The sequence below is a fragment of the Pandoraea morbifera genome (genome assembly GCF_902459575.1).
In the GTDB taxonomy this organism is placed as follows: Bacteria; Pseudomonadota; Gammaproteobacteria; order Burkholderiales; family Burkholderiaceae; genus Pandoraea; species Pandoraea morbifera.
Genome location: NZ_CABPSD010000005.1, coordinates 135,572 through 157,347, shown reverse-complemented (window position 1 = coordinate 157,347; position 21,776 = coordinate 135,572). Strand labels below are relative to the sequence as shown.

18 protein-coding genes are annotated in these 21,776 nt (G+C 66.3%); 7 read left to right on the top strand and 11 right to left on the bottom strand.

Annotated elements, in window-relative coordinates:
• Positions 1 to 644: 644 nt before the first annotated feature.
• The 3 genes from PMO31116_RS10505 to PMO31116_RS10495 form a co-directional block, all read right to left on the bottom strand.
• On the bottom strand, positions 645 to 2,429 hold the full coding sequence (locus tag PMO31116_RS10505; RefSeq protein WP_150566675.1) for a peptidoglycan D,D-transpeptidase FtsI family protein: 1,785 nt from the start codon (positions 2,427 to 2,429) through the stop codon (positions 645 to 647).
• A 300-nt stretch (positions 2,430 to 2,729) separates the two neighbouring features.
• Complete coding sequence (locus PMO31116_RS10500; protein ID WP_150566674.1) at positions 2,730 to 3,521, bottom strand: DUF3047 domain-containing protein; 792 nt, start codon at positions 3,519 to 3,521, stop codon at positions 2,730 to 2,732.
• A 121-nt stretch (positions 3,522 to 3,642) separates the two neighbouring features.
• A complete protein-coding gene (locus PMO31116_RS10495; RefSeq protein ID WP_150566673.1) occupies positions 3,643 to 4,269 on the bottom strand; it encodes a LysE family translocator in 627 nt (208 codons plus the stop codon).
• 152 nt (positions 4,270 to 4,421) lie between these two features.
• Here PMO31116_RS10495 and PMO31116_RS10490 point away from each other — a divergent pair, with 152 nt between their 5' ends.
• Positions 4,422 to 5,783 carry a hypothetical protein gene (locus PMO31116_RS10490; protein ID WP_150566672.1) on the top strand — a complete coding sequence of 454 codons (1,362 nt, stop codon included), beginning with the start codon at positions 4,422 to 4,424 and terminating at the stop codon, positions 5,781 to 5,783.
• 33 nt (positions 5,784 to 5,816) lie between these two features.
• Here the strand turns inward: PMO31116_RS10490 and PMO31116_RS10485 are convergent, their stop codons facing one another.
• A complete protein-coding gene (locus PMO31116_RS10485) occupies positions 5,817 to 6,347 on the bottom strand; it encodes a chromate transporter (protein WP_150566671.1) in 531 nt (176 codons plus the stop codon).
• Positions 6,344 to 6,892 carry a chromate transporter gene (locus PMO31116_RS10480; protein WP_246185255.1) on the bottom strand — a complete coding sequence of 183 codons (549 nt, stop codon included), beginning with the start codon at positions 6,890 to 6,892 and terminating at the stop codon, positions 6,344 to 6,346. Before PMO31116_RS10480 ends, PMO31116_RS10485 begins: the two co-directional genes overlap by 4 nt.
• 240 nt (positions 6,893 to 7,132) lie before the next feature.
• On the opposite strand from PMO31116_RS10480, the gene PMO31116_RS10475 reads away from it, so the two are divergent.
• Positions 7,133 to 8,056: a LysR family transcriptional regulator gene (locus PMO31116_RS10475; protein ID WP_150566669.1), complete on the top strand. Its 924-nt coding sequence runs from the start codon at positions 7,133 to 7,135 to the stop codon at positions 8,054 to 8,056.
• A gap of 123 nt (positions 8,057 to 8,179) precedes the next feature.
• Here PMO31116_RS10475 and PMO31116_RS10470 read toward each other — a convergent pair whose 3' ends face one another.
• Together PMO31116_RS10470 and PMO31116_RS10465 are read right to left on the bottom strand one after the other, a co-directional pair.
• The gene (locus PMO31116_RS10470) at positions 8,180 to 8,788 is read right to left on the bottom strand and encodes a TlpA family protein disulfide reductase (RefSeq protein ID WP_174971132.1); all 609 of its coding nucleotides are present in this window, start codon (positions 8,786 to 8,788) and stop codon (positions 8,180 to 8,182) included.
• Between the two features lie 101 nt (positions 8,789 to 8,889).
• Positions 8,890 to 10,038 (bottom strand): transglutaminase-like domain-containing protein, encoded by a 1,149-nt coding sequence (locus PMO31116_RS10465; RefSeq protein WP_174971129.1) that lies wholly within the window; start codon positions 10,036 to 10,038, stop codon positions 8,890 to 8,892.
• A 106-nt stretch (positions 10,039 to 10,144) separates the two neighbouring features.
• On the opposite strand from PMO31116_RS10465, the gene selD reads away from it, so the two are divergent.
• Positions 10,145 to 11,224, top strand: a complete 1,080-nt coding sequence (gene selD / locus PMO31116_RS10460) for a selenide, water dikinase SelD (RefSeq protein WP_150566667.1) — start codon at positions 10,145 to 10,147, stop codon at positions 11,222 to 11,224.
• 48 nt (positions 11,225 to 11,272) lie between these two features.
• On the opposite strand, the gene PMO31116_RS10455 is transcribed toward selD, so the two are convergent.
• From PMO31116_RS10455 to PMO31116_RS10440, 4 genes are all read right to left on the bottom strand, one after another.
• A complete protein-coding gene (locus PMO31116_RS10455) occupies positions 11,273 to 12,094 on the bottom strand; it encodes an alpha/beta fold hydrolase (RefSeq protein ID WP_150566666.1) in 822 nt (273 codons plus the stop codon).
• Between the two features lie 14 nt (positions 12,095 to 12,108).
• A complete protein-coding gene (locus PMO31116_RS10450; RefSeq protein WP_150566665.1) occupies positions 12,109 to 13,680 on the bottom strand; it encodes a benzoate-CoA ligase family protein in 1,572 nt (523 codons plus the stop codon).
• A gap of 165 nt (positions 13,681 to 13,845) precedes the next feature.
• Positions 13,846 to 15,432 carry a 3,4-dehydroadipyl-CoA semialdehyde dehydrogenase gene (locus PMO31116_RS10445; RefSeq protein ID WP_150566664.1) on the bottom strand — a complete coding sequence of 529 codons (1,587 nt, stop codon included), beginning with the start codon at positions 15,430 to 15,432 and terminating at the stop codon, positions 13,846 to 13,848.
• A 50-nt stretch (positions 15,433 to 15,482) separates the two neighbouring features.
• Positions 15,483 to 15,953, bottom strand: a complete 471-nt coding sequence (locus tag PMO31116_RS10440; protein ID WP_150566663.1) for a DUF4863 family protein — start codon at positions 15,951 to 15,953, stop codon at positions 15,483 to 15,485.
• A gap of 270 nt (positions 15,954 to 16,223) precedes the next feature.
• On the opposite strand from PMO31116_RS10440, the gene PMO31116_RS10435 reads away from it, so the two are divergent.
• From PMO31116_RS10435 to boxA, 4 genes are all read left to right on the top strand, one after another.
• On the top strand, positions 16,224 to 17,138 hold the full coding sequence (locus PMO31116_RS10435) for a helix-turn-helix transcriptional regulator (RefSeq protein ID WP_150566662.1): 915 nt from the start codon (positions 16,224 to 16,226) through the stop codon (positions 17,136 to 17,138).
• 111 nt (positions 17,139 to 17,249) lie between these two features.
• Entirely contained in the window at positions 17,250 to 18,905 is a 1,656-nt protein-coding gene (gene boxC, locus PMO31116_RS10430; protein ID WP_150566661.1) for a 2,3-epoxybenzoyl-CoA dihydrolase, read from the top strand.
• A 106-nt stretch (positions 18,906 to 19,011) separates the two neighbouring features.
• A complete protein-coding gene (gene boxB, locus PMO31116_RS10425; RefSeq protein WP_023595046.1) occupies positions 19,012 to 20,439 on the top strand; it encodes a benzoyl-CoA 2,3-epoxidase subunit BoxB in 1,428 nt (475 codons plus the stop codon).
• Between the two features lie 55 nt (positions 20,440 to 20,494).
• A complete protein-coding gene (boxA, locus tag PMO31116_RS10420) occupies positions 20,495 to 21,751 on the top strand; it encodes a benzoyl-CoA 2,3-epoxidase subunit BoxA (RefSeq protein WP_150566660.1) in 1,257 nt (418 codons plus the stop codon).
• Positions 21,752 to 21,776: the final 25 nt, after the last annotated feature.

Below are 21,776 nucleotides of genomic sequence, written 5' to 3'. Positions count from 1 at the left end.
GTGCGACTTAACAAGCAATGGAGTGCCGCGGGCGGCCCCCGATCCGATCCACCGCTGAGGTGTGAACCGGGGAGGGCGGAAATTGAACGACTCGACTTCATTTATCTGGGGTTTTAGACGCGTCGGTATGCAAAAAAGGCAGTTCGAATCGTCGAACTGCCTTTTTTGCTCACACGCTCCCTGTTCGTCGACACCGCCCGAGCATTCCCCCTTAACGTCCTCCCCATTCCCCGTACCCGCGTCGCTTGGCGGCACCCTGACTGCGCTCCACCTTAAAGTCGCTCCGTCAGGGCACCGCCAAGCGCCGCTCACGCATCCTCGACCTCACAGTCCTGCGCATGAATCCACCGCCAGTGGGACGCCGTGCCCCCGGTGTCGTCGCATCGCTATCGTTGATCCATCGGATTGGGGGCCGCCCGCGGTGCGACTTAACAAGCAATGGAGTGCCGCGGGCGGCCCCCGATCCGATCCACCGCTGAGCTGTGAACCGGGAAGGACGGGAAATTGAACGACTCGACTGAAGTTACCTCCGAGGCGAGAACGGATGAAGGCGGGGCCATGAAGGCGGGGCCATCGCGACACGATCCCCGTTCAGCTCCGAGATCGGCGACGAGAGGGACGCATCGCCCTCCCGGAACACCCATTCAACCGTGCGAGCCTTTGTCGTCCGGCGGCGTGTCGGATGTGGGCGCCGCCAGGATCACGCCGGGTTGTACCGGAAGGTCCGGTCGAATCCCCAGCAGCGGCAATGCCTGCGACGCAATCTCGGCAAACGCCGGCCCAGCCGCCTGTCCGCCAAAGTGTTGCGACGCCTTCGGCTCGTCGACCGACACCGCAATCACCAGGCGCGGCGCAGACAAGGGCGCAATCCCGACGAACGACGCGCGGTATTTCGAATGGTCGTAGCCGTGGGCACCCGCCTTGTAGGCGGTCCCGGTCTTCCCGCCAATGCTGTACCCCGCCACCTGCGCCGTGGTGGCAGTGCCGCCGGTGTCGACCACGCCCGCCAGCATCTTGCGCATCTCGGCGGCCGTGCGGGCGTCGATCACGCGCACACCCTCGGGCTGCACCGGTGTATCGGGCTTGATGATCGAGATGGGAACCAGCACGCCGTCGTTGGCGAAGATGGTGTACGCCCGCGCCAATTGAAACAGCGACGCCGAAATACCATAGCCGTATGCCATCGTGGCCTGCTCGATCCGACGCCACGATTTGTACGGACGCAACCGGCCCGACACGGCCCCCGGAAACCCCAGCTTCGGCTGCTGGCCGAGGCCGATCTCGGTGAACATGTCCCACATCTCCTCGGCCCGCAGCATGGTCGACACTTTGGTCATGCCGATGTTGCTGGACTTCTGGATCACGCCCGCCGCGGTCAGCACTCCGTTCGCACTGTCGTCACTGATGGTCGCCCCCTCGAACACGTAACGCCCCGGCCCCGTGTCGATCAGGGTCGAGGGCGTGAGGCGATGCAGATCGAGCGCCAACGCCATGGTGAAGGGCTTGAGAATGGAGCCGGGCTCGAAAACGTCGGTGAACACCCGGTTGCGCAACTGCTCGCCGGTGAGGTGCTCGCGATCGTTGGGGTTGTAGGTCGGCAAGTTGGCCAGCGCCAGCACCTGCCCCGACTTGGCATCGATCACGACCGCCATCGCAGCCTTCGCGCCGGTGCGGTCGAGCGCATTCTTGAGGGCCTCGTACGCGATGTACTGCACACGGGTGTCGAGCGTCAGGCGAATGTCCTTGCCATCGCGCGGCGGGCTGGAGTCGTCGAGATCCTGGATGGTGCGGCCGATACGGTCTTTGATGACGCGCCGAACGCCGGCAGTGCCCTCGAGCAACGACTCCTCACCCAGCTCCATGCCTTCCTGGCCCTTGTCCTCGACGTTGGTGAAGCCCACGACGTGCGCTGCCACCTCGCCTTCGGGATAGAAGCGCTTATATTCGCTGCTCTCGTAAACGCCCGGGATGCCCAGCGCTTCGACCTGCTTGCCGATCTCGGGCGAGACCTGACGCTTCACGTAGACGAATTTCTTTTCGCCAATGAGTTTGGTGCGCAGCTCCTTGGGCGAAATGTCGAGCAACTTGCTCGCCTTGCGGATGTCGCTGTCGGACAGGTCGTCCGGCACTTCGGCCGGCACCGCCCAGATGGTGCGCATGGGCAGGCTGGTCGCCAGTACACGTCCGTCGCGATCTTCGATCTTGCCGCGCACGGCCGGCATCACGATGGTGTGCTCGTAGCGCTTTTCGCCCTGCGCGATGTAGAACCCGTTGCCCGGGCCGGCAATCCAGAACGCCCGCGCGACCAACCCAATGAACGCGAGGGTGATGGCGATGACGACGAGTTTGGAGCGCCACAACGATGTGCGCGATTGCAATACCGGACTGGCGGCGAACGTGACGTCCTTGGGCTGGCGATTCTTTTGCATGGCGCTCGCGGGGCGTTGAAAGGCGTGAACAGCACTGAGCCGGTCGGCAAACCCTGGCTCGAATTCTAGGCGAGATAGCGTAGCACGCAAGTGACTGTTGCAATAGCGCAAAAGCCCCGTCAGACGGGGCTTTCAGGGTATTTTTCGATCCGTGTGCACAGCTTTTCCGACAAGGTCTCGACAGGTGAAACCGGGCATGGTTTTTCACGACGGATTTTTGCGCGGAAAGACGCTTCGTCACGCGCGCGCTCCACGCCTGCCATCGGTCTGCAGTCGCCGTCTATTGCCTTCCATGACTTTCTATTTTCCCGCCTCGAACCTCACGTCGCCGTACCAGGCATGGGCATTTGCATGGGTGTTGTCGCTGTCGGTGAAAACACCGTATCCGAGCAGCTTGCCCGGCCTCTCTCCATACACCCGCTCGTAATCGGCCGCGAGGTTCCGGCTGAACGTCTGCCACTTGCCGAGCGACGCATTGCCCCCCGCCACGACGAGCATTTGCACCCGGTCGGTGTGCGGGTTCTGGATGACGCCGCCCGGCACTGCGTCGTTGGACCAGATGTACATGAGCGTGGCGTACGGCAGGTCTTCGCCGCCCGCCTTGGCCAGTGTCATCGTCGCGCGATCGCCGAACGGCAGCTTCGACTTGTCGCCATCGAAGAAGAACACGAGCCGTGCCGGTGAGTCTTCCTTGTCGGCCACACGGTTGTCGGCACCGGGGATGGCGTTGTCGACTTTCCAGCGCCAGGTCACGACGGGCGTCGCGCTCAGGTCGATCCGGTCGCCCTTGGCCATGAGCGCTGAGGCGGAATCGGCAGCGTTCGCCTCGACGACGTTGCTCCGGCCATCGGCGACGACGGTGTACGTGGTCAGCTTCTTGCCACTCACGACAGGCAGGTTCTGCCAGCCGGCGAGCGAGGTGCTGCCGGGAGCCGCGCGGGAAAAGGCGACGGCGACGGCGGTGGCGGAGGCAGAGGGCGGCGGCGCGGCGGCGGCGTCGGCCGCAAAGGCCGTGCCGACGTGCCCGAGTCCGGCGATCAGGCAGGCTGCCGCACCGAGCGCGCGCAGCGGTGGAACACTCAGGGAATGCATTGAATGAAGGGGCGAGACGATGCGAGGCATGGTGTGCGACTCCGACGTTTCTGACGTTTCTGACGTTTCTGACGTTTTTGACGTTTCACACTTTCGGAACGCGGCGCCCGGCCGCGCGGGTTCAGCGCTGTTGCATGGCCACGCGCAGGCCCAGGCCGATGAAGAGGCTGCCGATGATCTTGCCCTGCCAGCGCAGCAGCCATGTGAAGCGCTTCACGAATTTGCCCAGCGGACGTACCGACAACGCAATCGCGGTGGTGTACATCGCGCTCATGGCCACGAACACCGTGCCGAGCACCAGGAATTGCAGCAAGACATTGCCGTCTTGCGCATGCACGAACTGCGGCATGAACGCGAGGAAGAAGAGCGCGGTCTTGGGATTGAGTACCTCGGTCGCCACGGCCTGCACGAAGGCGCGTCCCGCCGATACGCGAGGGGCCATCGGCAATTGCGGATCGCTCGGACGCTCGCGCAACGCCTTGATACCCAGATAGATCAGGTACGCCGCACCGAGGTATTTGACGACGTCGAATGCCAACGCGGAGGTCATCAGCACAGCTGACAATCCGACAGCCGCGCACAAGGTGTGCACGAGATCGCCCAACGCGATTCCCATGCCCGTCATGACCCCCGCCCGTCGCCCGCCCTGCACGGTGCGCGTGATGGTCAGCAGTACGGCCGGTCCAGGAATCAGGAACAGCCCGAGAACGACAACGATGAACGTGGCAAGCGTGGCTAGGGTCGGCATGGGGCCTCCGGTTCGATCAATGGCGATGCAATGCAGACATCATCCCAGATTCCGTGTGGGTTCGCCCGAAAGCCGTACGGGCGAATCCCGAAGCGCGCCGCACGCACTGCGCCGACGATGCTCGCCTCATTCATCGAACGGAGACATGCGATATGCCAATCCCGTGCGCCGGCCCAGCCCTCGATCCCACCGTCGCCCCCGCCAATTCGTTCCTTCAGCTCGCCATGCACGCGATGCGTTGCGTTCGGGACGGGTTTCGCGACGACTTCACCGGCATCACCGCCTGTCTTCGCGAGAGCGGGTGGCAGCGGCTGCTCGACGAGGCATGGCACAGCGCGAGCGAGCGCTTTCAGGTGCGCAGTGTGACGTTGCCCGAGACCGCCGACGTCACCTTTGCCTGCGCCGCCAGCGCAATTGCCATCGGCGCAACCTGGCGGTATCTGTGGCCTGAGCTCCGGACACTGGAGCGCGCGATCGCCGAGGGGGACGGTGCGCAACGCGAATGGGCGCTGCAAGCCGACGCGCAGTTGCGACGCCGGACGCTGGCCGACGTCACCGCCATGCGCCAGTGCATGGCAGCGTTCGAAGCGACCGAATCCGCGGCTAATGCTGCCGACACCGCCAATGCGGGCGTTTCCGCGCGCGATCAGGATCGCATGTCGCCGACGTCGCGCCGAAGGCTGGCCGAGATGCGCATTTCGGAAGCCCTGGTGCTGCATGTCGCCGACGCGCCGCAATCCAGTCTGGCGCAAAGCGACCGCGTCGCGGGCCTCTGTCAGTTGCTGGCCCACGGGCTCGGCTTTCGATTGCCTGCGGCGCGGCTGCGAACGCTGCACGTGAGCGACGCGCGCCCTTCTCTGATTCGCTTCGACGAGGCGTTCGCCCTGTTGCGCGAACGCCTTGAGCCGGATTGGCGGCGCGACACCCCGGGCGCGCCGACGTTTTGCGTGCATCCGATCGATGTCCAGCTCTTCGATCCCGCCGAGACGACAGACGATCTGTGCGCGGACGTTCGCGACGCGCGTCGGCTTCTCACGCACCCGGAAGCCCTGCGCCGCGTGCGCTCGCGCGTTGTCGCACTGATCGCCGCGAGTGTGCGTGAAGACTGCGGCGGGACCGGGGACTGGCGGGCTTTCGCCGAGCGCGCGTTGAGCACGGCCGCGCAACTGGGCATGACGTGCGGGCGGGTGCTCGGCGCGCTGGGCATCGCCACGCGCTCGGGCGTGAGCGCCCGCGCCACCTGGCGGTGGAGCGACGAGGCGCCGGCGGCGCCGGGCAGGCAATCCGCGCCAGCGATCGAGGCGGACGTCGCGCAGTGGGTCGCCCGCATCATGCTGCTCGCGGGCAAGGCCCCATGCCCGCCACGCCTCGCGGCGCTGGCACGCGGCGATACGCCGGCGTCGCTGGTGATCGGCTCGGCCGCCTGGACCGATCTGGTCGACGGCATTGCGGTGGTCGGGCGCGAGCATTGGCGCGTGGCTTACACACCGTTGTGCGAGATCGGCCGCGCCTGACCCCACCCGCGCCCGCACTCGCGTCCGCGGCGTCTACAGGTAGGCGCCGCCCAGCAACCCCGCCACGCTGCCGGCCGCGAGCCACCAAAGTGGGTGCACGCGCGTGCGAATCGCCAGCACCGCGACGCTCGCGGTGATGCCGGCGAGCAGCCAAGAGGTGGCCGACGCCCGCACGATCAGGGCGGCACTCGCGGCCACGAGCCCGGCGGTCATGGGCACCAGCCCGGCCTGAACGATGCGTCGCCACGGCCGGTCCTTGAACCGCTCCCACAAGTGCAGGACACCGACGGTGATGAGCGACGAGGGGCCGAACTTCGCAATGGACGTGACCAGCATGCCTTGCCAGCCAGCCACGTGCCAGCCCACGAGCGTCACGATCATGAGGTTCGGACCCGGCGCCGCCTGCCCCAGGGCGAACAGCGCGCTGAACGCTTCCGAGGTCATCCAGTGGTGCACGTCGACAACTTGCCGCTCCATCTCCGGCAGGATGGTGTTGCCGCCGCCGAAGGCCAGTACCGACAACTGGGTGAAGATGACGGCCAGCGAAATGAGGGTGCCGGTCACTGCGACACCCGCCACGTGGCATAGATCGAAATCGGCGTCATCACGGCCATGGTCAGCACCAGCGGCACGCGCAGCACGGCAATGGCGATGAAGCACGCCAGCGCCACCGCGCCGAGCACCATCGACTTGCGCAGCGGCCACGACACTTTCCATGCCATCTGAATCAGCAGGCCGGCTGCCGCCGCCGCAAGCCCGGCAAAGAGATGCCTGACGTGCGGATCGTTCTGGAAGTGCTGATAGATCATGCCCAGCAGGATCACGACGACCGACGGCGCCGCGATGAGCCCCAGGATCGACGCGAGCGCGCCGCGCCAGCCGTGAAAGCGCATGCCCAGTGCGACCGACAGGTTGATGATGTTGCCGCCCGGCAGAAACTGGCAGAGCCCGAGCAGATCGGTGAACTCGGCAGGCGTGAGCCATCGGTGTTTCTCGACGACCATGCGCCGCGCGAGCGGCAACGCACCGCCAAATGCCGTCATGCCCAGGCCGAGAAAGCCAAGGAACAGCGCGCGGACGCTCGGCGCGGGGCGGATGTCGTCCGACATCGCGACGGAGGTTGTCGGTGGCGTGGACGCCGGCGTCGTGGAACCGACGTCGGCAGCGGATGCAGGAGGAGCCGGAATACGCATGGCAGGTTCATTCTGAAAACGTGACTGCTTCGGGGCCGCCCGGCCCTGGGCGCCATCGAGACAGCGATGCATGGGCCGCGCGGGACCCCTTGAGCGTAGGCGGATTGCGCTATATTGTCCAATATATGGAAGTGACTTGAGTCATATCGAATCAATATGGCAAACATCGACGTACGCCTGTTGCGCTATTTCATTGCGGTGGCTGAAACCGGGCACATGACGCGGGCGGCCGAGCGGCTGGGCATCGGCCAGCCGCCGCTTTCACAGCAGATCCGGGTGCTCGAGACGCAATTGGGCGTCACGCTGTTCGAGCGGCTGCCGCGCGGGATGGCGCTGACCGACGCCGGACAGGCCTTTCTCGCCGACGCGTACGACGTCGTGCGCAAACTCGATCAGGCGGTCGACGACGTGCGTCGCGTGGCGGCGGGCGTGAAGGGGCGGCTCTCGGTGGGCTTCACGAGTTCGGCGGCGCTGCATCCGTTCGTGCCGACGGTGATCCGGGCGTTTCGCGCGGACGCGCCTTCCGTGTCGTTGATGCTCGACGAGGCGAGCACGAGCGAACTGCTCGACGGCCTGCGCGACGGCCAGCTCGACGTGGCCTTCATTCGTCAGCCACAGGGCGACACGGGACAGATCGCGTTTGTGCCGGTACTTGAGGAGTCGATGGTGCTCGCGGCGCCGTCGGCGCATCCGCTCGCCCTCACGGGGCGCGCGGGCAAGACAGCGGTCCCGATGACTGCCATCGCCGCGGAGAAACTGATTCTCTACCGGCGGCGCACAGGGCAGGGGCTGTACGACGCGATCATCGCCGCGTGCCACGGCGCGGGCTTCAGCCCGAACATCGAACAGGAGGCGCCGCGTTTGCTCACCACGCTCTCACTCGTGGCGGCGGGGCTCGGTGTGTCGGTGGTGCCCGCGTCGCTCATGCGCATGCAGGTGGAGGGCATCGTGTACCGCCCACTCGCGCCGCCGCCGCGCGCGCCGCTGTACTGCGCCTATCGGGAGGGCGTGCTTGCCGGCCCAACCGCGCGGCTGCTCGATCACGTCCACGCCGCAGCGCGGTCGGTCGCACCGGAGTAGCGCGAACGTGCGCAGGTCGACCGGGAGCGGCGCGACACGGAAACGCGCCCGCGGCGTCGGAGGGGGGCGCACCGAACCCGCACCGCAAGCCGGTCTGAAACCAACGGGCGGCAGGGCGGCCCGTTAAGCGGACGTGCCGTTTTTTTGCGCGAGCAACGTTTCGATGTGGCCGTGCAGGCCGACGTCGCTCCACTCGAGTTCGCCCATGCGCCAGAAGCGTGCATTGCCGGCGCGGTCGATGAGATACGTCGCCGGCAACCCGATCGGACCGAAGCGCTTGTAGACGGCACCGTCGATGTCGAGCAGCACGGTGCCGTCGATGGGGACTTTGTCGACGAACGGCTTCACGGTCGCCGGCGGTTCCTTGTAGTTGACGGCAACGAGCATCAGGCCGCGCTCGCGATACTGCCGCGCGACCGCCCCCATGGCCGGAATCTCCTCGCGACACGGCGCACACCACGTCGCCCAGAAGTTGAGGATGACCACTCGTCCGCGCCATTCCGACGAGGCGTGCGTCGTGCCGTCGAGGGCCGGCAGCGTAAATGCCGGTGTGGCGCCCCGCCATGCCGAGAGCGCGCCGCCGGAGGTGCCGGCCAGCACGCTGTCGTCGACTTGCGCCGTAACCTTGGACGGTCCCGCCGCCAGGGCCGGAGCGCTCATGCCGCCGATCGCGCCGACGGCCCCGGCGGCGCCTATGGCACCCATCGTGTGGAGAAAATGGCGGCGCTTCATGACAAGGCACTCCCTGGGGGCGGTGACGCGCCGCATGTCGCGCGGCGAGATCGTTCGGGCAGCAGATCCGTTGGAAGGCGCGAACGGGCAGATGCCGTCGGTCAGGCGGTCAGTTCGCGCGCGCTCATCCGGTAGCGGAACGTGTCCGGATCGAGACTGTCGAGCCGAGCGTTCGCCACTTCGCCGTTCGGATACATGAGGAACGGCACGGGCTCGCGGTTCGTTCGCATGGCGCCTGGCAAGGCAATGTCCGCGCCGTGGTTGAACGCAACCCAATTCATTTCCCACTGGCCGAACAGCATGGCCCGGGCGGCGCGCACGCGCAGGTCGTCCAGCGGCAGGCCGCCAGGCACTTCCTCGAGCACGACCTTGCGCACGTCGGCCGGGTCCACCGGTACCCAGCCATAGCCGGCGGCATAGAATTCGGCGCGGCAATGCTGGGCGCGCGTCACATCGCCGGCCTTGCCCAGGCTGTTGAATCCATGCTGCGACACGGCGACACGCACCCCGTAGGCGTCGCGCGCCGGAATGCCCACCGAGCGTGCCAGCGCGGTGAACAACGCGTTGATGTCGGCGCATTTGCCCGCGAGATTGCCGGTGGTAAGCATGTAGCGTACGTCGCCCGTGCCGCAGCCGCGCACCGATCCTTCACGCCGACAGTTGTCCACGATCCACTCGTAGATGGCGCGCGCCTTTTCCACGTCGCCCTGTTGGCCGCGCGTGATTTTCTCGGCGGTCTCGCGCACGAGCCCATCCGTCGGCTGGAGCGTCGTGGGCTGCAGATACTGGCGCAGCACGGCCGGCGCTTCCTTCGGGGCGCCGGCCGACGGCGGCTGCGACAAATCGACGCGCCTGTCGCGCGTGGCGAAGGTGTTGACCAGCGTGACGGTACGGGCCTGCGTCGCATCCGGCCATGCGACCGCGAGCATCGGCACCCCCACGCCTGCCGCGCCGCGCACCATGCGAAGTTCCGCCTTCGCGCCGGGCGCCTCCCAGCGGGTGCCGAGTGCCTGCTGGTAGCCGCCGCCGGGCGAGGTCGCCACGGGCAGCCAGACCCGCGCCGGGCCGCTGCCCGCGGCGGCGGGCAGATCGACCTGCGTCGTCAGTTCGAACGTGCGCCAGCCGTCGGCGGCGTCGTGCGTCGAGGCGGCGCGCGGCGACGCGTGTGCCTGGACGGGCAGCAGCGAGCTGGTGAGAAGGGAGGCGGGCAGGGCGCAGGCGCCCAGAGAGAGAAAGCGGCGGCGTTGCATGGAGAAGTCCCCTAGGGTTCAGCGCCCACGGCGCATGTGAGAGGGTGCTACAAGGACAAAGGTGCTCCATAATACGTCGAGATTCGATAAACGAACACTAACCACCATGACCGCAATCGATGCAACTCAAGCGGGTGCCACGCCGGCCGCTCCGCGCCTGACTTCGCTCTCGCACGGCGGCGGCTGCGGCTGCAAGATCGCGCCGGGCGTGCTGTCCGAACTGCTGGCCCGCAACGATACGCCATTGCCCGCCCCCGCCGCGCTCCTCGTGGGCACGGAAACGTCGGACGACGCCGCGGTCTATCAGCTCAACGACGAGCAGGCCATCATCGCCACGACTGACTTCTTCATGCCGATCGTCGACGATCCTTACGATTTCGGCCGCATTGCCGCGACCAACGCGCTGTCCGACATCTACGCCATGGGCGGCAAGCCGATCTTTGCGCTGGCCATCGTCGGCATGCCGATCAACGTGCTGCCGCGCGAGACGATTCGCGACATTCTGCGCGGCGGCGAATCGATTTGCGCGGAAGCGGGCATTCCGATTGCCGGGGGACACAGCATCGATTCGGTGGAGCCGATCTACGGCCTGGCGGCACTCGGCGTGGTGCATCCGAAGCGCCTGAAACGCAACGCCGACGCCCAGGCCGGCGACGTGCTGGTGCTCGGCAAGCCGTTGGGCGTCGGTGTCATGTCCGCCGCCCTCAAGAAGAACCAGCTCGACGACGCGGGCTATCGCCTCATGATCGATGCGACCACGCGACTGAATCGCGTCGGCCCGGCCCTGGCCGCGCTGCCGGGCGTGCATGCGCTCACCGACGTGACCGGCTTCGGCCTGCTCGGTCACACGCTCGAGATGTGCCGCGGCGCGAATCTGGCCGCGTATCTGCGCATGTCCGACGTGCCGCTGTTCGACGGTGTGCGCGAACTCGCGGACAAGGGGTGCATTACCGGGGCTTCCGGGCGCAACTGGGCGTCTTACGGGGCGTCGGTGGAACTGGGGGACCGGCTGACCGCGCGCGATCGCGACCTGCTGTGCGATCCGCAAACGGCCGGTGGCCTGCTGGTGTCGTGCGCGCCCGGCGCCGTCGATGACGTGCTGGCCGTCTTCCGTGCCGATGGCTTTGCCGAGGCGGGCATCGTTGGGGCGATGCGCCCGGGCAAGCCGGGCGTACGCGTGATCTGATCCGTCACGGGACCGTGGGCGTTCCCCGATCGGGAGACGCCCGCGATGTCATGCGGCCTGCCGCTCGGCGTGCGCGCCGATGAAGGCCACGATCGCGTCGCCCAGCGCCTGTGGCGCGTCGCGATGCGGCGAGTGTCCGCAGGCGGGCAGCTTTACCACCCTGGCGTGCGGCACGTTGGCCGCAATGCTGTCCATCTGCGCCATCGTGCCGTACTCGTCATCTTCACCCTGAATCGCCAGCAGCGGCTTCGTGATGCTCGCCACCGCTCCGACCAGGTTCCAGTCGCGAAACGCCGGGTTCAGCCAGATGTCGTTCCATCCCCAGAACGCGGAATCGACGTCGTCGTGATAGCGCGCGAGCTTTGCCCGCAGATCGCTCGTCTCGTACACGGTCTTCGTCCTGGCGATGCTTTCCACCGAGAGGTCCTCGACAAACAGGTGCGGTGCGATGACCACGGCACCGGCGAGCCGGTCAGGGAAGGCCGCCGAGAACAACAGCGAGATCGAACCGCCGTCGCTGTGACCGACCAGCCACACGCGCTCGGCCTGACCCGCACCCACACCGACAGCGTCGAGAAACGCGGGCAGGACTTCGCGTGCCTGCCGGTGCATGAAGTCCACCGGCCATTTCTCGTCATGCGGGCGCGGTGTGGAGCGACCGTAACCGTTGCGCGAATACACGAGGCCGCGAAATCCCCCGGCCTCGCAGAGTTGCTGTGGCCAGTCCTTCCACATGGCCACGGAACCGAGCCCTTCGTGCAGGAACACGAGCAGTGGAGCCTGGGTGCGCTCGGGGTGAATCCAGCGGTACTCCAGCGAGAGCGGGCCGTGCGAGGCCGTCTCGATCTGCGCGAACTGTACGTCCGACATCGTTCTCTTCTCTCCTAAAGCAACTCGCGCAACTTGAAGCGCTGTACCTTGCCGGTGGCCGTTTTCGGCAGGTCGTCGACGAACACCAGCTCGCGAGGATATTTGTGCGGCGCCAGGCGCCCCTTGACGAAGGCCTTGAGCTCGCTGGCCATCGCCTCGGTCGCCGCCACGCCCGGCTTGAGCACGACAAACGCCTGCGTCTTGGTCAGCCCGTTGTCGTCGCGGCCGACCACGCCCGCCTCGAGCACCGCGTCGTGCTGCATGAGCACCATTTCCACTTCGATGGGCGATACGTATTGGCCGCTGACCTTGAGCATATCGTCACTGCGCCCGGCGTAGACGTAATACCCATTGGGCAGACGCTGGTACTTGTCGCCGCTCCTGAGCCAGTCGCCGAGGAACGTGGCGCGCGATTTCTCGCGGTTGCACCAGTACATGAGCGCCGCGCTCGGCCCGCGAATGTAGAGGTCGCCAATCTCGCCGTCCGGCACCGGATGGCCCTGCTCGTCGCGCAACTGCACCTCGTAGCCCGGCACCGGCTCCCCGGTGGTGCCGTAGGCGACCCGGCCCGCGCGATTCGACAGGAAGATGTGGAGCATCTCGGTCGAGCCAATGCCGTCGAGGATCTCGGCACCGAAGTGCGACGTGAACCGCTCACCGATCTCGCGCGGCAACGCTTCGCCGGCGGATGTGCACAGGCGCAATGCCACGTCGGCGCGTGCAGGCAGGTGCGGCGAGGCGAGCAGGTTGGCGTAGAGCGTGGGCACGCCGTAGAAGATCGTCGGTCGATGCCGGCGAAGCCGCAGGGCCACGGCTTCGGGCGTCGGACGCTCCGCCATCAGGATCACGGTCGCCCCGACCGACAGCGGGAACGTCAGCCCGTTGCCGAGCCCGTAGGCGAAGAAGAGCTTGGCTGCCGAGAAGACGACGTCGTCTTCTCGAATGCCCAGCACGTTTCGACCATAGGTCTCGGCGGTCCAGTAAAGGTTGGCGTGCGTGTGCACGGTACCCTTGGGCTTGCCGGTCGAGCCGGAGGAGTACAGCCAGAAGGCGATGTCGTCGCCCGCGGTATCCGCCGGCACGGCGCTCGGCGGGCCGTCGACCAGGGCGTCGAAGGTCGGGCGCGCCGCGGCGGCGCCGGTTTCGGCGGCGACCGGCTGGGAGACGATGCACGGCGGCACAGGGCCCGTCTGCGCCACCTTGTCGAGTGCGGCCTGCACCGTGGGCATGAGCACGCCGGACGCGATCACGAGTTGCGCCTTGCTGTGCGAGATCATGTACGCATAGTCGTCGGCGGTGAGCAGCGTATTGACGACCACGGGAACCACGCCCGCATACAACGCGCCGAGGAACGCGACCGGCAAATCGACGGTGTCGAGCATGATGAGCAGGATGCGCTGCTCACGATGCACGCCTGCGCGCGCGAGGCCGGTGGCGAAGCGCCGGCTTTGCTCGGCCAGTTCGCCGTAGGTGAGGGCGCGTGTGTCGTCGAGATATGCAGTCTTGGCAGCGCGCTCGCGATTGAGCGCCTCCAGGTGCGCGGCGAAGTTGAAGTTCGCCGGCGGTGGGGTGAGTACGGCTTCCATGTTGCCTCCGGTGGATCACCGCGAGCGGTCGCTCCGAATGCGGGGCGCCCACGCGGCGTGAGTTCTTTTGGCGCTCTGACGGCGCCTGTGTGAATCACTTTGACTGCGACGGCTTGCGGCTTGCTGCGGATAACTTGACTGTAGTGCGCGAATCGCGGGGCCGTGTCACCCCTTCGGAAATTCCACGGCATCCTGCGTGAGCGCTTCGACCAGCGCGGCGGGGCCCTGAACGGCCGAGCGCACATGATAGAAACGCAGGGCACGCAACCCGCCCAACTCTTCGCCGCCGCCGGCGCGACCCGGGCCGCCATGCAGCGATTGCGGCATGACATTGCCATGGCCGGTCTGCGATTTCGCGACAGACGGATCGACGGCGTGCACGCGTCCGTGCGCGTCGGCCAGCGCGAGCGCCGGTGCGCGCATCGCGACCGCGTCGTTGCTGTACAGCGAGACGACGAGGGCGCCCTGCGCACGACGGGCGAGCGCGATGGCGTCGTCGAGGTCGCGGTAACCGACGAGCGTGGCGACTGGCCCGAACACTTCCGTGTCGTGGATGCGCACGCCGCTCGCGCCGTCGCGCAGCCCGAGCAGCACCGGGCCGACGCAAGCGCTCTGCGGGCCGGCATCGACGAAGGCGGCATCACGATTGCCGTCGTACAGCGTCTCGGCTTCCGCTTGCAGGTGGGCGATGCCTTCGAGCACGGCGCGCTTTTGCGCGAGGCTCACCAGCGCGCCCATCGTCACCGTCTCGTTGCGCGGGTTGCCCACGACGGTCCTCGCCAGACGCTCGGTGATCGCTGCCGCGGCGGCGTCGAAATGTTCGGCAGGGACCAGCGCACGGCGAATGGCCGTGCACTTCTGTCCTGACTTGACGGTCATTTCGCGCGCCACTTCACGCACGAACTGGTCGAATGCGGGCGTGCCGGGCAAGGCGTCGGGCAGCAGGATCGCGCTGTTCAGGCTGTCGGCTTCCACGTTGATGCGCGCGGAGCGTTGCGTGAACGCCGGGTGGGCACGCAGCGTGGCGGCGGTGTCGGCCGAGCCGGTAAACGAGACGACGTCGAACGGGCCGATCCGGTCGAGCAGGCCGGCGGCGCTGCCGCAAATCACCGACAGGCTGCCCGGCGGCAGGATGCCCGCCGCAACGACATCGGCCACCATGCGCTGCGTGAGCCAGGCGGTCGATGTCGCCGGTTTGACGATCACCGGCACGCCCGAGAGCAAGGCGGCGGCGGCCTTCTCCCACAATCCCCAGGCCGGGAAGTTGAAGGCGTTGATGAAGAGCGCGACGCCCGGCGTCGGACGAAACACGTGACGCACCGCGAACGACGCGTCTTTCGCGAGCGGCACGGCGGCACCGTCGAGCAGCGTGTGTGCGTCGCCGAGCGTCGCGCCGAGCTTCGCAAGCGTCGACAGCGTGTAGATGGCGCCGTCGATGTCCACGGCGGAATCGGTGGCGACCGTGCCGGCATTGGCGGTGGCAATGGCGTAGTAGTCGTCGCGATTCGCCTGCAGCGTGGCGACGATCTGTGACAGACGCGCGGCGCGCTCGCCATACGACAGCGCGCGCAGGGCCGGGCCGGCGGTATCGCGCGCATACGAGAAGGCGGCGTCGAGATCGAGCCCGGCGCTCGAGACGAAGGCGAGCGTGTCGCCGGTCACGGGGTCGGTGAGCGCGGTGCGTTCGCCGCTGCCGGCTACCCATTGACCGGCAACGTAGTTTTCCAACAAGGCAGGAGTACGCATGTCCATGAACCGATAAGCAAACAGGGAAGCAGGCGGCAGGCGCCCGCGCGCGACGCTCAGGCGCCGCGCGTGAACTCGATGGCGCCCTCGGGCAACAGATAGAGCACGAGCGCCCGACCGTGGGCGACCGTCGGGCGGTGCGCCGTGCCGGGGCCGTACACGCACCAGCCTGCGGGATGACCGTCGAAGGTCGCGCCCGCCGTGAGCGGCATGATCAGATCGATTTCGCCATTCGGGTGCACGTGATGCGGACCGGCCAGATCCGCCATGTCGACGACGTCGACGGAAAAGCCATGCGTGTCGGGCGAGGGCTTGATGACCCGTCCGTAGCGAATGCCGCCGCCTTCCCGGTTGCACAGCCAGCCCTCTGCGACGCCCGTGCGGCAGGCGTCGGCGAGCGCTTCATACCCGGGGGAGCCTGCACCGTAGTGCGTGTTGAGCCAGTCGGCGAGATCGGCGTCGAGCGGGCGTTGGTCGATTTGCCGGGTGAGCGAGGCAATCAGCGCCTGAAATTGGGGCACATCCATCCATGTCTCCTGGGGACGTTCGCAGGCGCTATACCGGTCGCGGCGGCAGCAGGGGCCCGGCGGAGGCCGGCCGGCATCGTCTCGACAATGCCCTGTCGCTCGCGCGCATGACGGTCCGCGCACTGTCCGTTGATATGACGTCGATCAATGGCGGTGCGCAGATGCCTGGCCCGTGTTTGCTTTTTTACCGACGCATGGTGAAAATTAGAGCATGCAAATTTCGCTGTCAAGCAATATATTACATGTTACCTGCTTCGAGGATCTCGCCTGATGAATAAGAGTGCGCAAGCCGATGGGGTGCCGACGGCGCGTGGCGCCGGTGAGAAAGACCCGTTCCTGGTCGCGCTGGGCGAGCGGGTACGTACGCTGCGCGCGCGCCGCGGTCTTACGCGCAAGGCGCTGGCGCTCGACGCCGGCGTCTCCGAGCGCCATGTGGCCAATCTGGAGTCGGGGGTCGGCAACGCGTCGGTGCTGTTCCTGCGCCAGTTGGCACAGGCACTAAATTGCACATTGGCGGAAATCGTGGGCGACGAAACAACGTCTTCGGCCGAGTGGCTGCTCATTCGTGAAATTCTCCACGGGCGCGACGGCGAGGCGCTGACGCGCGCGCGCCAGGCACTCACCGAACTGTTCGCTGGCAGCGAGCGCGACCCGGATCGGCGCGGGCGCATTGCGCTCATCGGGCTGCGTGGTGCGGGCAAGTCCACGCTCGGTCGCATGCTCGCCGACGACATGCATGTGCCGTTCGTCGAACTCAACCGCGTGATCGAGCAGCTGGCCGGTTGCCCACCGTCTGAAATTTACTCCCTGTACGGCGCCTCGGCCTACCGGCGATATGAGCTGCGTGCGCTCGAGGCGGTCGTCGCCGAGCACCCGCGAGCGGTGATCGCCTCGCCGGGCGGCATCGTGAGCGATGCCGCCACGTTCAATTTCCTGCTGACGCATTGCTACACGGTGTGGTTGCAGGCGTCGCCCGAGGAGCACATGAAACGGGTGGTGGCGCAGGGCGATCTGCGCCCGATGTCGGGCAATGCCGAAGCCATGGACGATCTCAAGCGCATCCTGGCCGGCAGGCAGGACTTCTACGCCAAGGCCGACATGAGCTTCGACACCGGTGGACGCGCGCTGGCCGAGGCCTATCTGCAATTGCGCGGTCGGCTCGCCGTGCAATTATCGTCCGACTGACGCTACGTGACTGCAAAATAATTCATTTTTATTTGAGTAAACGGTTGACGGTGGGTTTGTGCTGCACTATATTGCAATCCAACAAGATCATTATTCGTGTTGGAGGCAATCATGTTCGGCAAACCCCACGTCGACTATCGTACGGACCCCTCGCAGTACAAGCACTGGAAGCTGAGCTTCGACGGCCCCGTCGCCACGCTCGCCATCGACATTGCGGAAGACGGCGGCATTCGCGAAGGCTACAAGCTCAAGCTCAATTCGTACGATCTGGGCGTGGACATCGAACTGCACGATGCCATTCAGCGCATCCGCTTCGAACATCCGGAAGTGAAGACCGTGGTGGTCACCAGTGCCAAGGACCGCGTGTTCTGCTCTGGCGCGAACATCTTCATGCTGGGCTTGTCGTCGCACGCCTGGAAGGTCAATTTCTGCAAGTTCACCAACGAAACGCGCAACGGTCTCGAGGATTCCAGCCGCCACTCCGGCCTGAAGTTCCTCGCCGCCGTGAACGGTGCATGCGCGGGCGGGGGCTACGAACTGGCGCTGGCCTGCGACGAGATTTATCTGGTCGACGACCGCTCGTCGTCGGTTGCGCTGCCGGAAGTGCCGCTGCTCGGCGTGCTGCCGGGCACTGGCGGCCTCACGCGCCTGACGGACAAGCGCCATGTGCGTAACGACCGGGCCGACATTTTCTGCACCATCGTGGAAGGCATTCGCGGTGAGCGAGCCAAGCAGTGGCGTCTGGTCGACGAAGTCGTGAAGCCCGCGCAATTCGCGCAGACGATCGCGGCACGTGCGCTGGAGCTTGCGCAAGGCAGCGATCGTCCGGGCGGCAAGGGCGTGACGCTCACGCGCATCGAGCGCACCGACGAGCCGGACGCGATCCGCTACGAATTCGTCGAAGTGGAAATCGACCGCGTCAATCGCACGGCGAGCCTCACTGTCAAGGCGCCGAAGTCGGCCCCGCCCGCCGACATCGCGGGCATCGAGGCGGCCGGCATCAACTGGTGGCCGCTGAAGATGGCACGCGAACTCGACGACGCCATTCTCAACCTGCGCACGAACGAGCTCGACATCGGCACGTGGCTGCTGCGCACCGAAGGCGACGCGAAGCACGTACTTGCCGCCGATGCCTCGTTGCTCGCGCATCAGGACCACTGGTTCGTGCGCGAGACGATCGGCATGCTGCGCCGCACGTTCGCCCGCATCGATGTGTCGTCGCGCTCGCTTTTCGCCCTCATCGAACCCGACTCGTGCTTCACCGGCACGCTCGCCGAGTTCGCCTTTGCCGCCGATCGCACCTACATGGCGTCGCTGCCGGCAAGCGAGGAAGACGAGCCGGCCATCACGCTCACCGAGGTCAATTTCGGCCTGCTGCCGATGGTGACGGACCAGTCGCGTCTGGCGCGCCGGTTCTACGAGAACGCCGAAGAACTCGACGCGGTGCGCGCCACGATCGGCCGCCAGGTGCGTCCGGACGAAGCCGAGCGACTCGGCCTGGTGACGGCCGCCGTGGACGATCTCGACTGGCCGGACGAAATCCGCATCGCCATCGAGGAACGAGCGGCCATGTCGCCCGACGCGCTCACCGGCATGGAGGCGAACCTGCGCTTCAATGGCCGCGAGACGATGAACACCCGCATCTTCGGCCGCCTGTCCGCCTGGCAGAACTGGATTTTCATTCGTCCGAACGCCGTGGGCGAGAAGGGGGCGCTGAAGGTCTACGGCAAGGGCAACAAGGCGCAGTTCGATCTGAATCGCGTCTGACCTGGACGCACGCAAGGACGGGGCGTCGCGCGACGCAGGGCGGTGCGCGACGACATCCAACGAGACGTTTTCCAAAGAATACGCACGAGACACGAGGATTCCCACGATGGCTTCGATCAATTACAGCGAGAAGATCCCCAACAACGTCAACCTGTCGGACGACCGCACGCTCCAGCGTGCGCTTGAACAGTGGCAACCGAACTTTTTGTCGTGGTGGGGCGACATGGGCCCGGAAGGCTCGCATGGATTTGACGTCTATCTGCGCACGGCGGTGAGCGTCGATCCGGGCGGTTGGGCGCACTTCGATCACGTGAAGATGCCGGACTATCGCTGGGGCATCTTCCTCACGCCGGGCGAGGCGGATCGCAAGATCCATTTCGGCGAGCACAAGGGCGAGGCCGCGTGGCAGGAAGTGCCGGGCGAGCATCGCGCGAACTTGCGCCGCATCATCGTGACGCAGGGCGATACGGAGCCGGCCTCGGTCGAGCAACAACGTCACCTCGGACTCACGGCGCCCTCGATGTACGACTTGCGCAACCTGTTCCAGGTGAACGTGGAAGAGGGCCGCCACTTGTGGGCAATGGTTTATCTGCTGCATCGCTACTTCGGCCGCGACGGCCGCGAGGAAGCCGAAGCGCTGCTCGGCCGACGTTCGGGCGACGAGGATAATCCGCGTATTCTGGGCGCGTTCAACGAGAAAACGCCGGACTGGCTGTCGTTCTACATGTTCACGTACTTCACGGACCGCGACGGCAAGTTCCAGCTCTCGGCACTGGCCGAATCGGGGTTCGATCCGCTCGCGCGTACCACCAAGTTCATGCTCACCGAAGAGGCGCATCACATGTTCGTGGGCGAGTCGGGCGTGTCGCGCGTCATCGCCCGCACCGCGCAGGTGATGAACGAACTGAAGACCGACGATGTGGCGAAGCTGCGCGCGGCGGGCGTGATCGATCTGCCGACCATTCAGCGCTACATCAACTTCCACTATTCCGTGACGATCGACCTGTTCGGTGCGGACCAGTCGTCGAACGCCGCGATCTTCTACAGCTCGGGCCTCAAGGGGCGTTACGAGGAAAGCAAGCGCGACGACGATCACCAGCTCAACGGCCAGATGTATCGCCTGCTCGACGTGGACAACGGCCGGCTCGTGGAGCGCGAAGTGCCGATGCTCAACGCGATGAACGAAGTGCTGCGCGATGACTACATCAAGGACTCGGTCGCGGGCGTGAACCGCTGGAACAAGGTTCTGGAGAAGGCCGGCATCGATTTTCGCCTGACCGTGCCCCACAAGGCGTTCAACCGCCAGATCGGCACGTTTGCGGGGGTGCGCGTGTCGCCGGACGGTCGCGTGGTGAGCGAGACCGAATGGGCCGCGCACGAGCGCGAGTGGCTGCCGTCGTCGGAAGACCGGGCCTACGTCGCGTCGCTCATGGGCCGCGTGACCGAGCCGGGCAAGTTCGCGAACTGGATCGCGCCGCCCCCGATCGGCATCAACCGCCAGCCGATCGACTTCGAGTACGTGCGCTTCAACTGATGACGCGGGGGGCCATGCAGCCCCCCAGGCGCATTCCCCACAAGGAGACAGCATCATGAACGGCCCCGTTCCGGTCGAAGTTCTTAAGCAGCATCTGATCGATCCGGAGATCTGCATTCGCTGCAACACCTGCGAGGAGACGTGTCCGATCGACGCGATCACGCACGACGACAACAACTATGTCGTGCGCGCGGACACGTGCAATGGATGCATGGCGTGTATCTCGCCGTGCCCGACGGGGGCGATCGACAACTGGCGCGACGTGCTCAAGGCCGAAGCCTATTCCATCGAAGATCAGCTCACCTGGGACGAACTTCCGGTGCAGGACGACGCCATCGCCGGCCAGGGATCGATCGGCGAGGCGACATCCGCCTCGGCGGGCGCCAATCCGTCGGACGCGCCGGAACCGGTCATCGGTGGCTCGGATCTGGTGCGCGGTTCGGTCGTGCCGCCGTGGTCGGCGGCAAAGCCGTACGTCAACCTCTACAACCACAAGGCGCCGGTGCAGGCCACCGTGGTCGGCAACTACCGTCTGACCGACACGAGCGCCGAGAGCGACATTCATCACATCGTGCTGGACTTCGGCAAGCAACCGTTCCCGGTGCTCGAGGGACAGTCGATCGGCATCATCCCGCCGGGCACCACCGCCGACGGGCGCGCGCATCACGCACGGCAGTACTCGATCGCGTCGCCGCGCGACGGCGAGCGGCCCGGTTACAACAACCTGGCGCTGACGGTCAAACGCGTCACGAAGGACCATCACGATCAGGCGGTCGGCGGGGTGTGCTCGAACTATCTTTGCGATCTGAAGAAGGGCGACGTGGTGAACGTGATGGGTCCGTTCGGCAGCACGTTCCTCATGCCGAATCACGCCGATTCGCATCTGCTGATGATCTGCACCGGCACGGGGGCGGCGCCGATGCGCGCCATGACCGAGTATCGTCGCCGCCGGCGTCTGAAAGGCGCGACCGGCAAGCTGATGCTGTTCTTCGGTGCGCGCACGCAGGGCGAGCTCCCGTATTTCGGTCCGCTGCTCAATCTGCCGAAGGATTTCATCGACACGAACCTCGCGTTCTCGCGCACGCCGGGGCAGCCCAAGCGCTACGTGCAAGACGCCATGCGCGAGCGTGCGGCCGACGTGGCAGCGTTGCTCCGGCACGACCACACTTACATCTACGTGTGCGGCCTGAAGGGCATGGAGGACGGCGTGCTGCAGGCGTTGCAGACCATCGCGGGCGAGGCCGGTCTCGACTGGCAGGCGCTTTGGCAGCGGATGAAGACGGAAGGGCGTCTGCATCTCGAAACGTATTGACGATTCCGCCTAGTGCGGCGCCCCT

What these genes read in the sequence shown, in the direction of transcription:
- PMO31116_RS10505 (WP_150566675.1), bottom strand. Translation starts at nt 2,429, where the DNA reads ATGCAAAAGAATCGCCAGCCCAAGGACGTCACGTTCGCCGCCAGTCCG.
- PMO31116_RS10500 (WP_150566674.1), bottom strand. Translation starts at nt 3,521, where the DNA reads ATGCATTCCCTGAGTGTTCCACCGCTGCGCGCGCTCGGTGCGGCAGCC.
- PMO31116_RS10495 (WP_150566673.1), bottom strand. Translation starts at nt 4,269, where the DNA reads ATGCCGACCCTAGCCACGCTTGCCACGTTCATCGTTGTCGTTCTCGGG.
- PMO31116_RS10490 (WP_150566672.1), top strand. Translation starts at nt 4,422, where the DNA reads ATGCCAATCCCGTGCGCCGGCCCAGCCCTCGATCCCACCGTCGCCCCC.
- PMO31116_RS10480 (WP_246185255.1), bottom strand. Translation starts at nt 6,892, where the DNA reads ATGTCGGACGACATCCGCCCCGCGCCGAGCGTCCGCGCGCTGTTCCTT.
- PMO31116_RS10475 (WP_150566669.1), top strand. Translation starts at nt 7,133, where the DNA reads ATGGCAAACATCGACGTACGCCTGTTGCGCTATTTCATTGCGGTGGCT.
- PMO31116_RS10470 (WP_174971132.1), bottom strand. Translation starts at nt 8,788, where the DNA reads ATGAAGCGCCGCCATTTTCTCCACACGATGGGTGCCATAGGCGCCGCC.
- PMO31116_RS10465 (WP_174971129.1), bottom strand. Translation starts at nt 10,038, where the DNA reads ATGCAACGCCGCCGCTTTCTCTCTCTGGGCGCCTGCGCCCTGCCCGCC.
- selD (WP_150566667.1), top strand. Translation starts at nt 10,145, where the DNA reads ATGACCGCAATCGATGCAACTCAAGCGGGTGCCACGCCGGCCGCTCCG.
- PMO31116_RS10455 (WP_150566666.1), bottom strand. Translation starts at nt 12,094, where the DNA reads ATGTCGGACGTACAGTTCGCGCAGATCGAGACGGCCTCGCACGGCCCG.
- PMO31116_RS10450 (WP_150566665.1), bottom strand. Translation starts at nt 13,680, where the DNA reads ATGGAAGCCGTACTCACCCCACCGCCGGCGAACTTCAACTTCGCCGCG.
- PMO31116_RS10445 (WP_150566664.1), bottom strand. Translation starts at nt 15,432, where the DNA reads ATGGACATGCGTACTCCTGCCTTGTTGGAAAACTACGTTGCCGGTCAA.
- PMO31116_RS10440 (WP_150566663.1), bottom strand. Translation starts at nt 15,953, where the DNA reads ATGGATGTGCCCCAATTTCAGGCGCTGATTGCCTCGCTCACCCGGCAA.
- PMO31116_RS10435 (WP_150566662.1), top strand. Translation starts at nt 16,224, where the DNA reads ATGAATAAGAGTGCGCAAGCCGATGGGGTGCCGACGGCGCGTGGCGCC.
- boxC (WP_150566661.1), top strand. Translation starts at nt 17,250, where the DNA reads ATGTTCGGCAAACCCCACGTCGACTATCGTACGGACCCCTCGCAGTAC.
- boxB (WP_023595046.1), top strand. Translation starts at nt 19,012, where the DNA reads ATGGCTTCGATCAATTACAGCGAGAAGATCCCCAACAACGTCAACCTG.
- boxA (WP_150566660.1), top strand. Translation starts at nt 20,495, where the DNA reads ATGAACGGCCCCGTTCCGGTCGAAGTTCTTAAGCAGCATCTGATCGAT.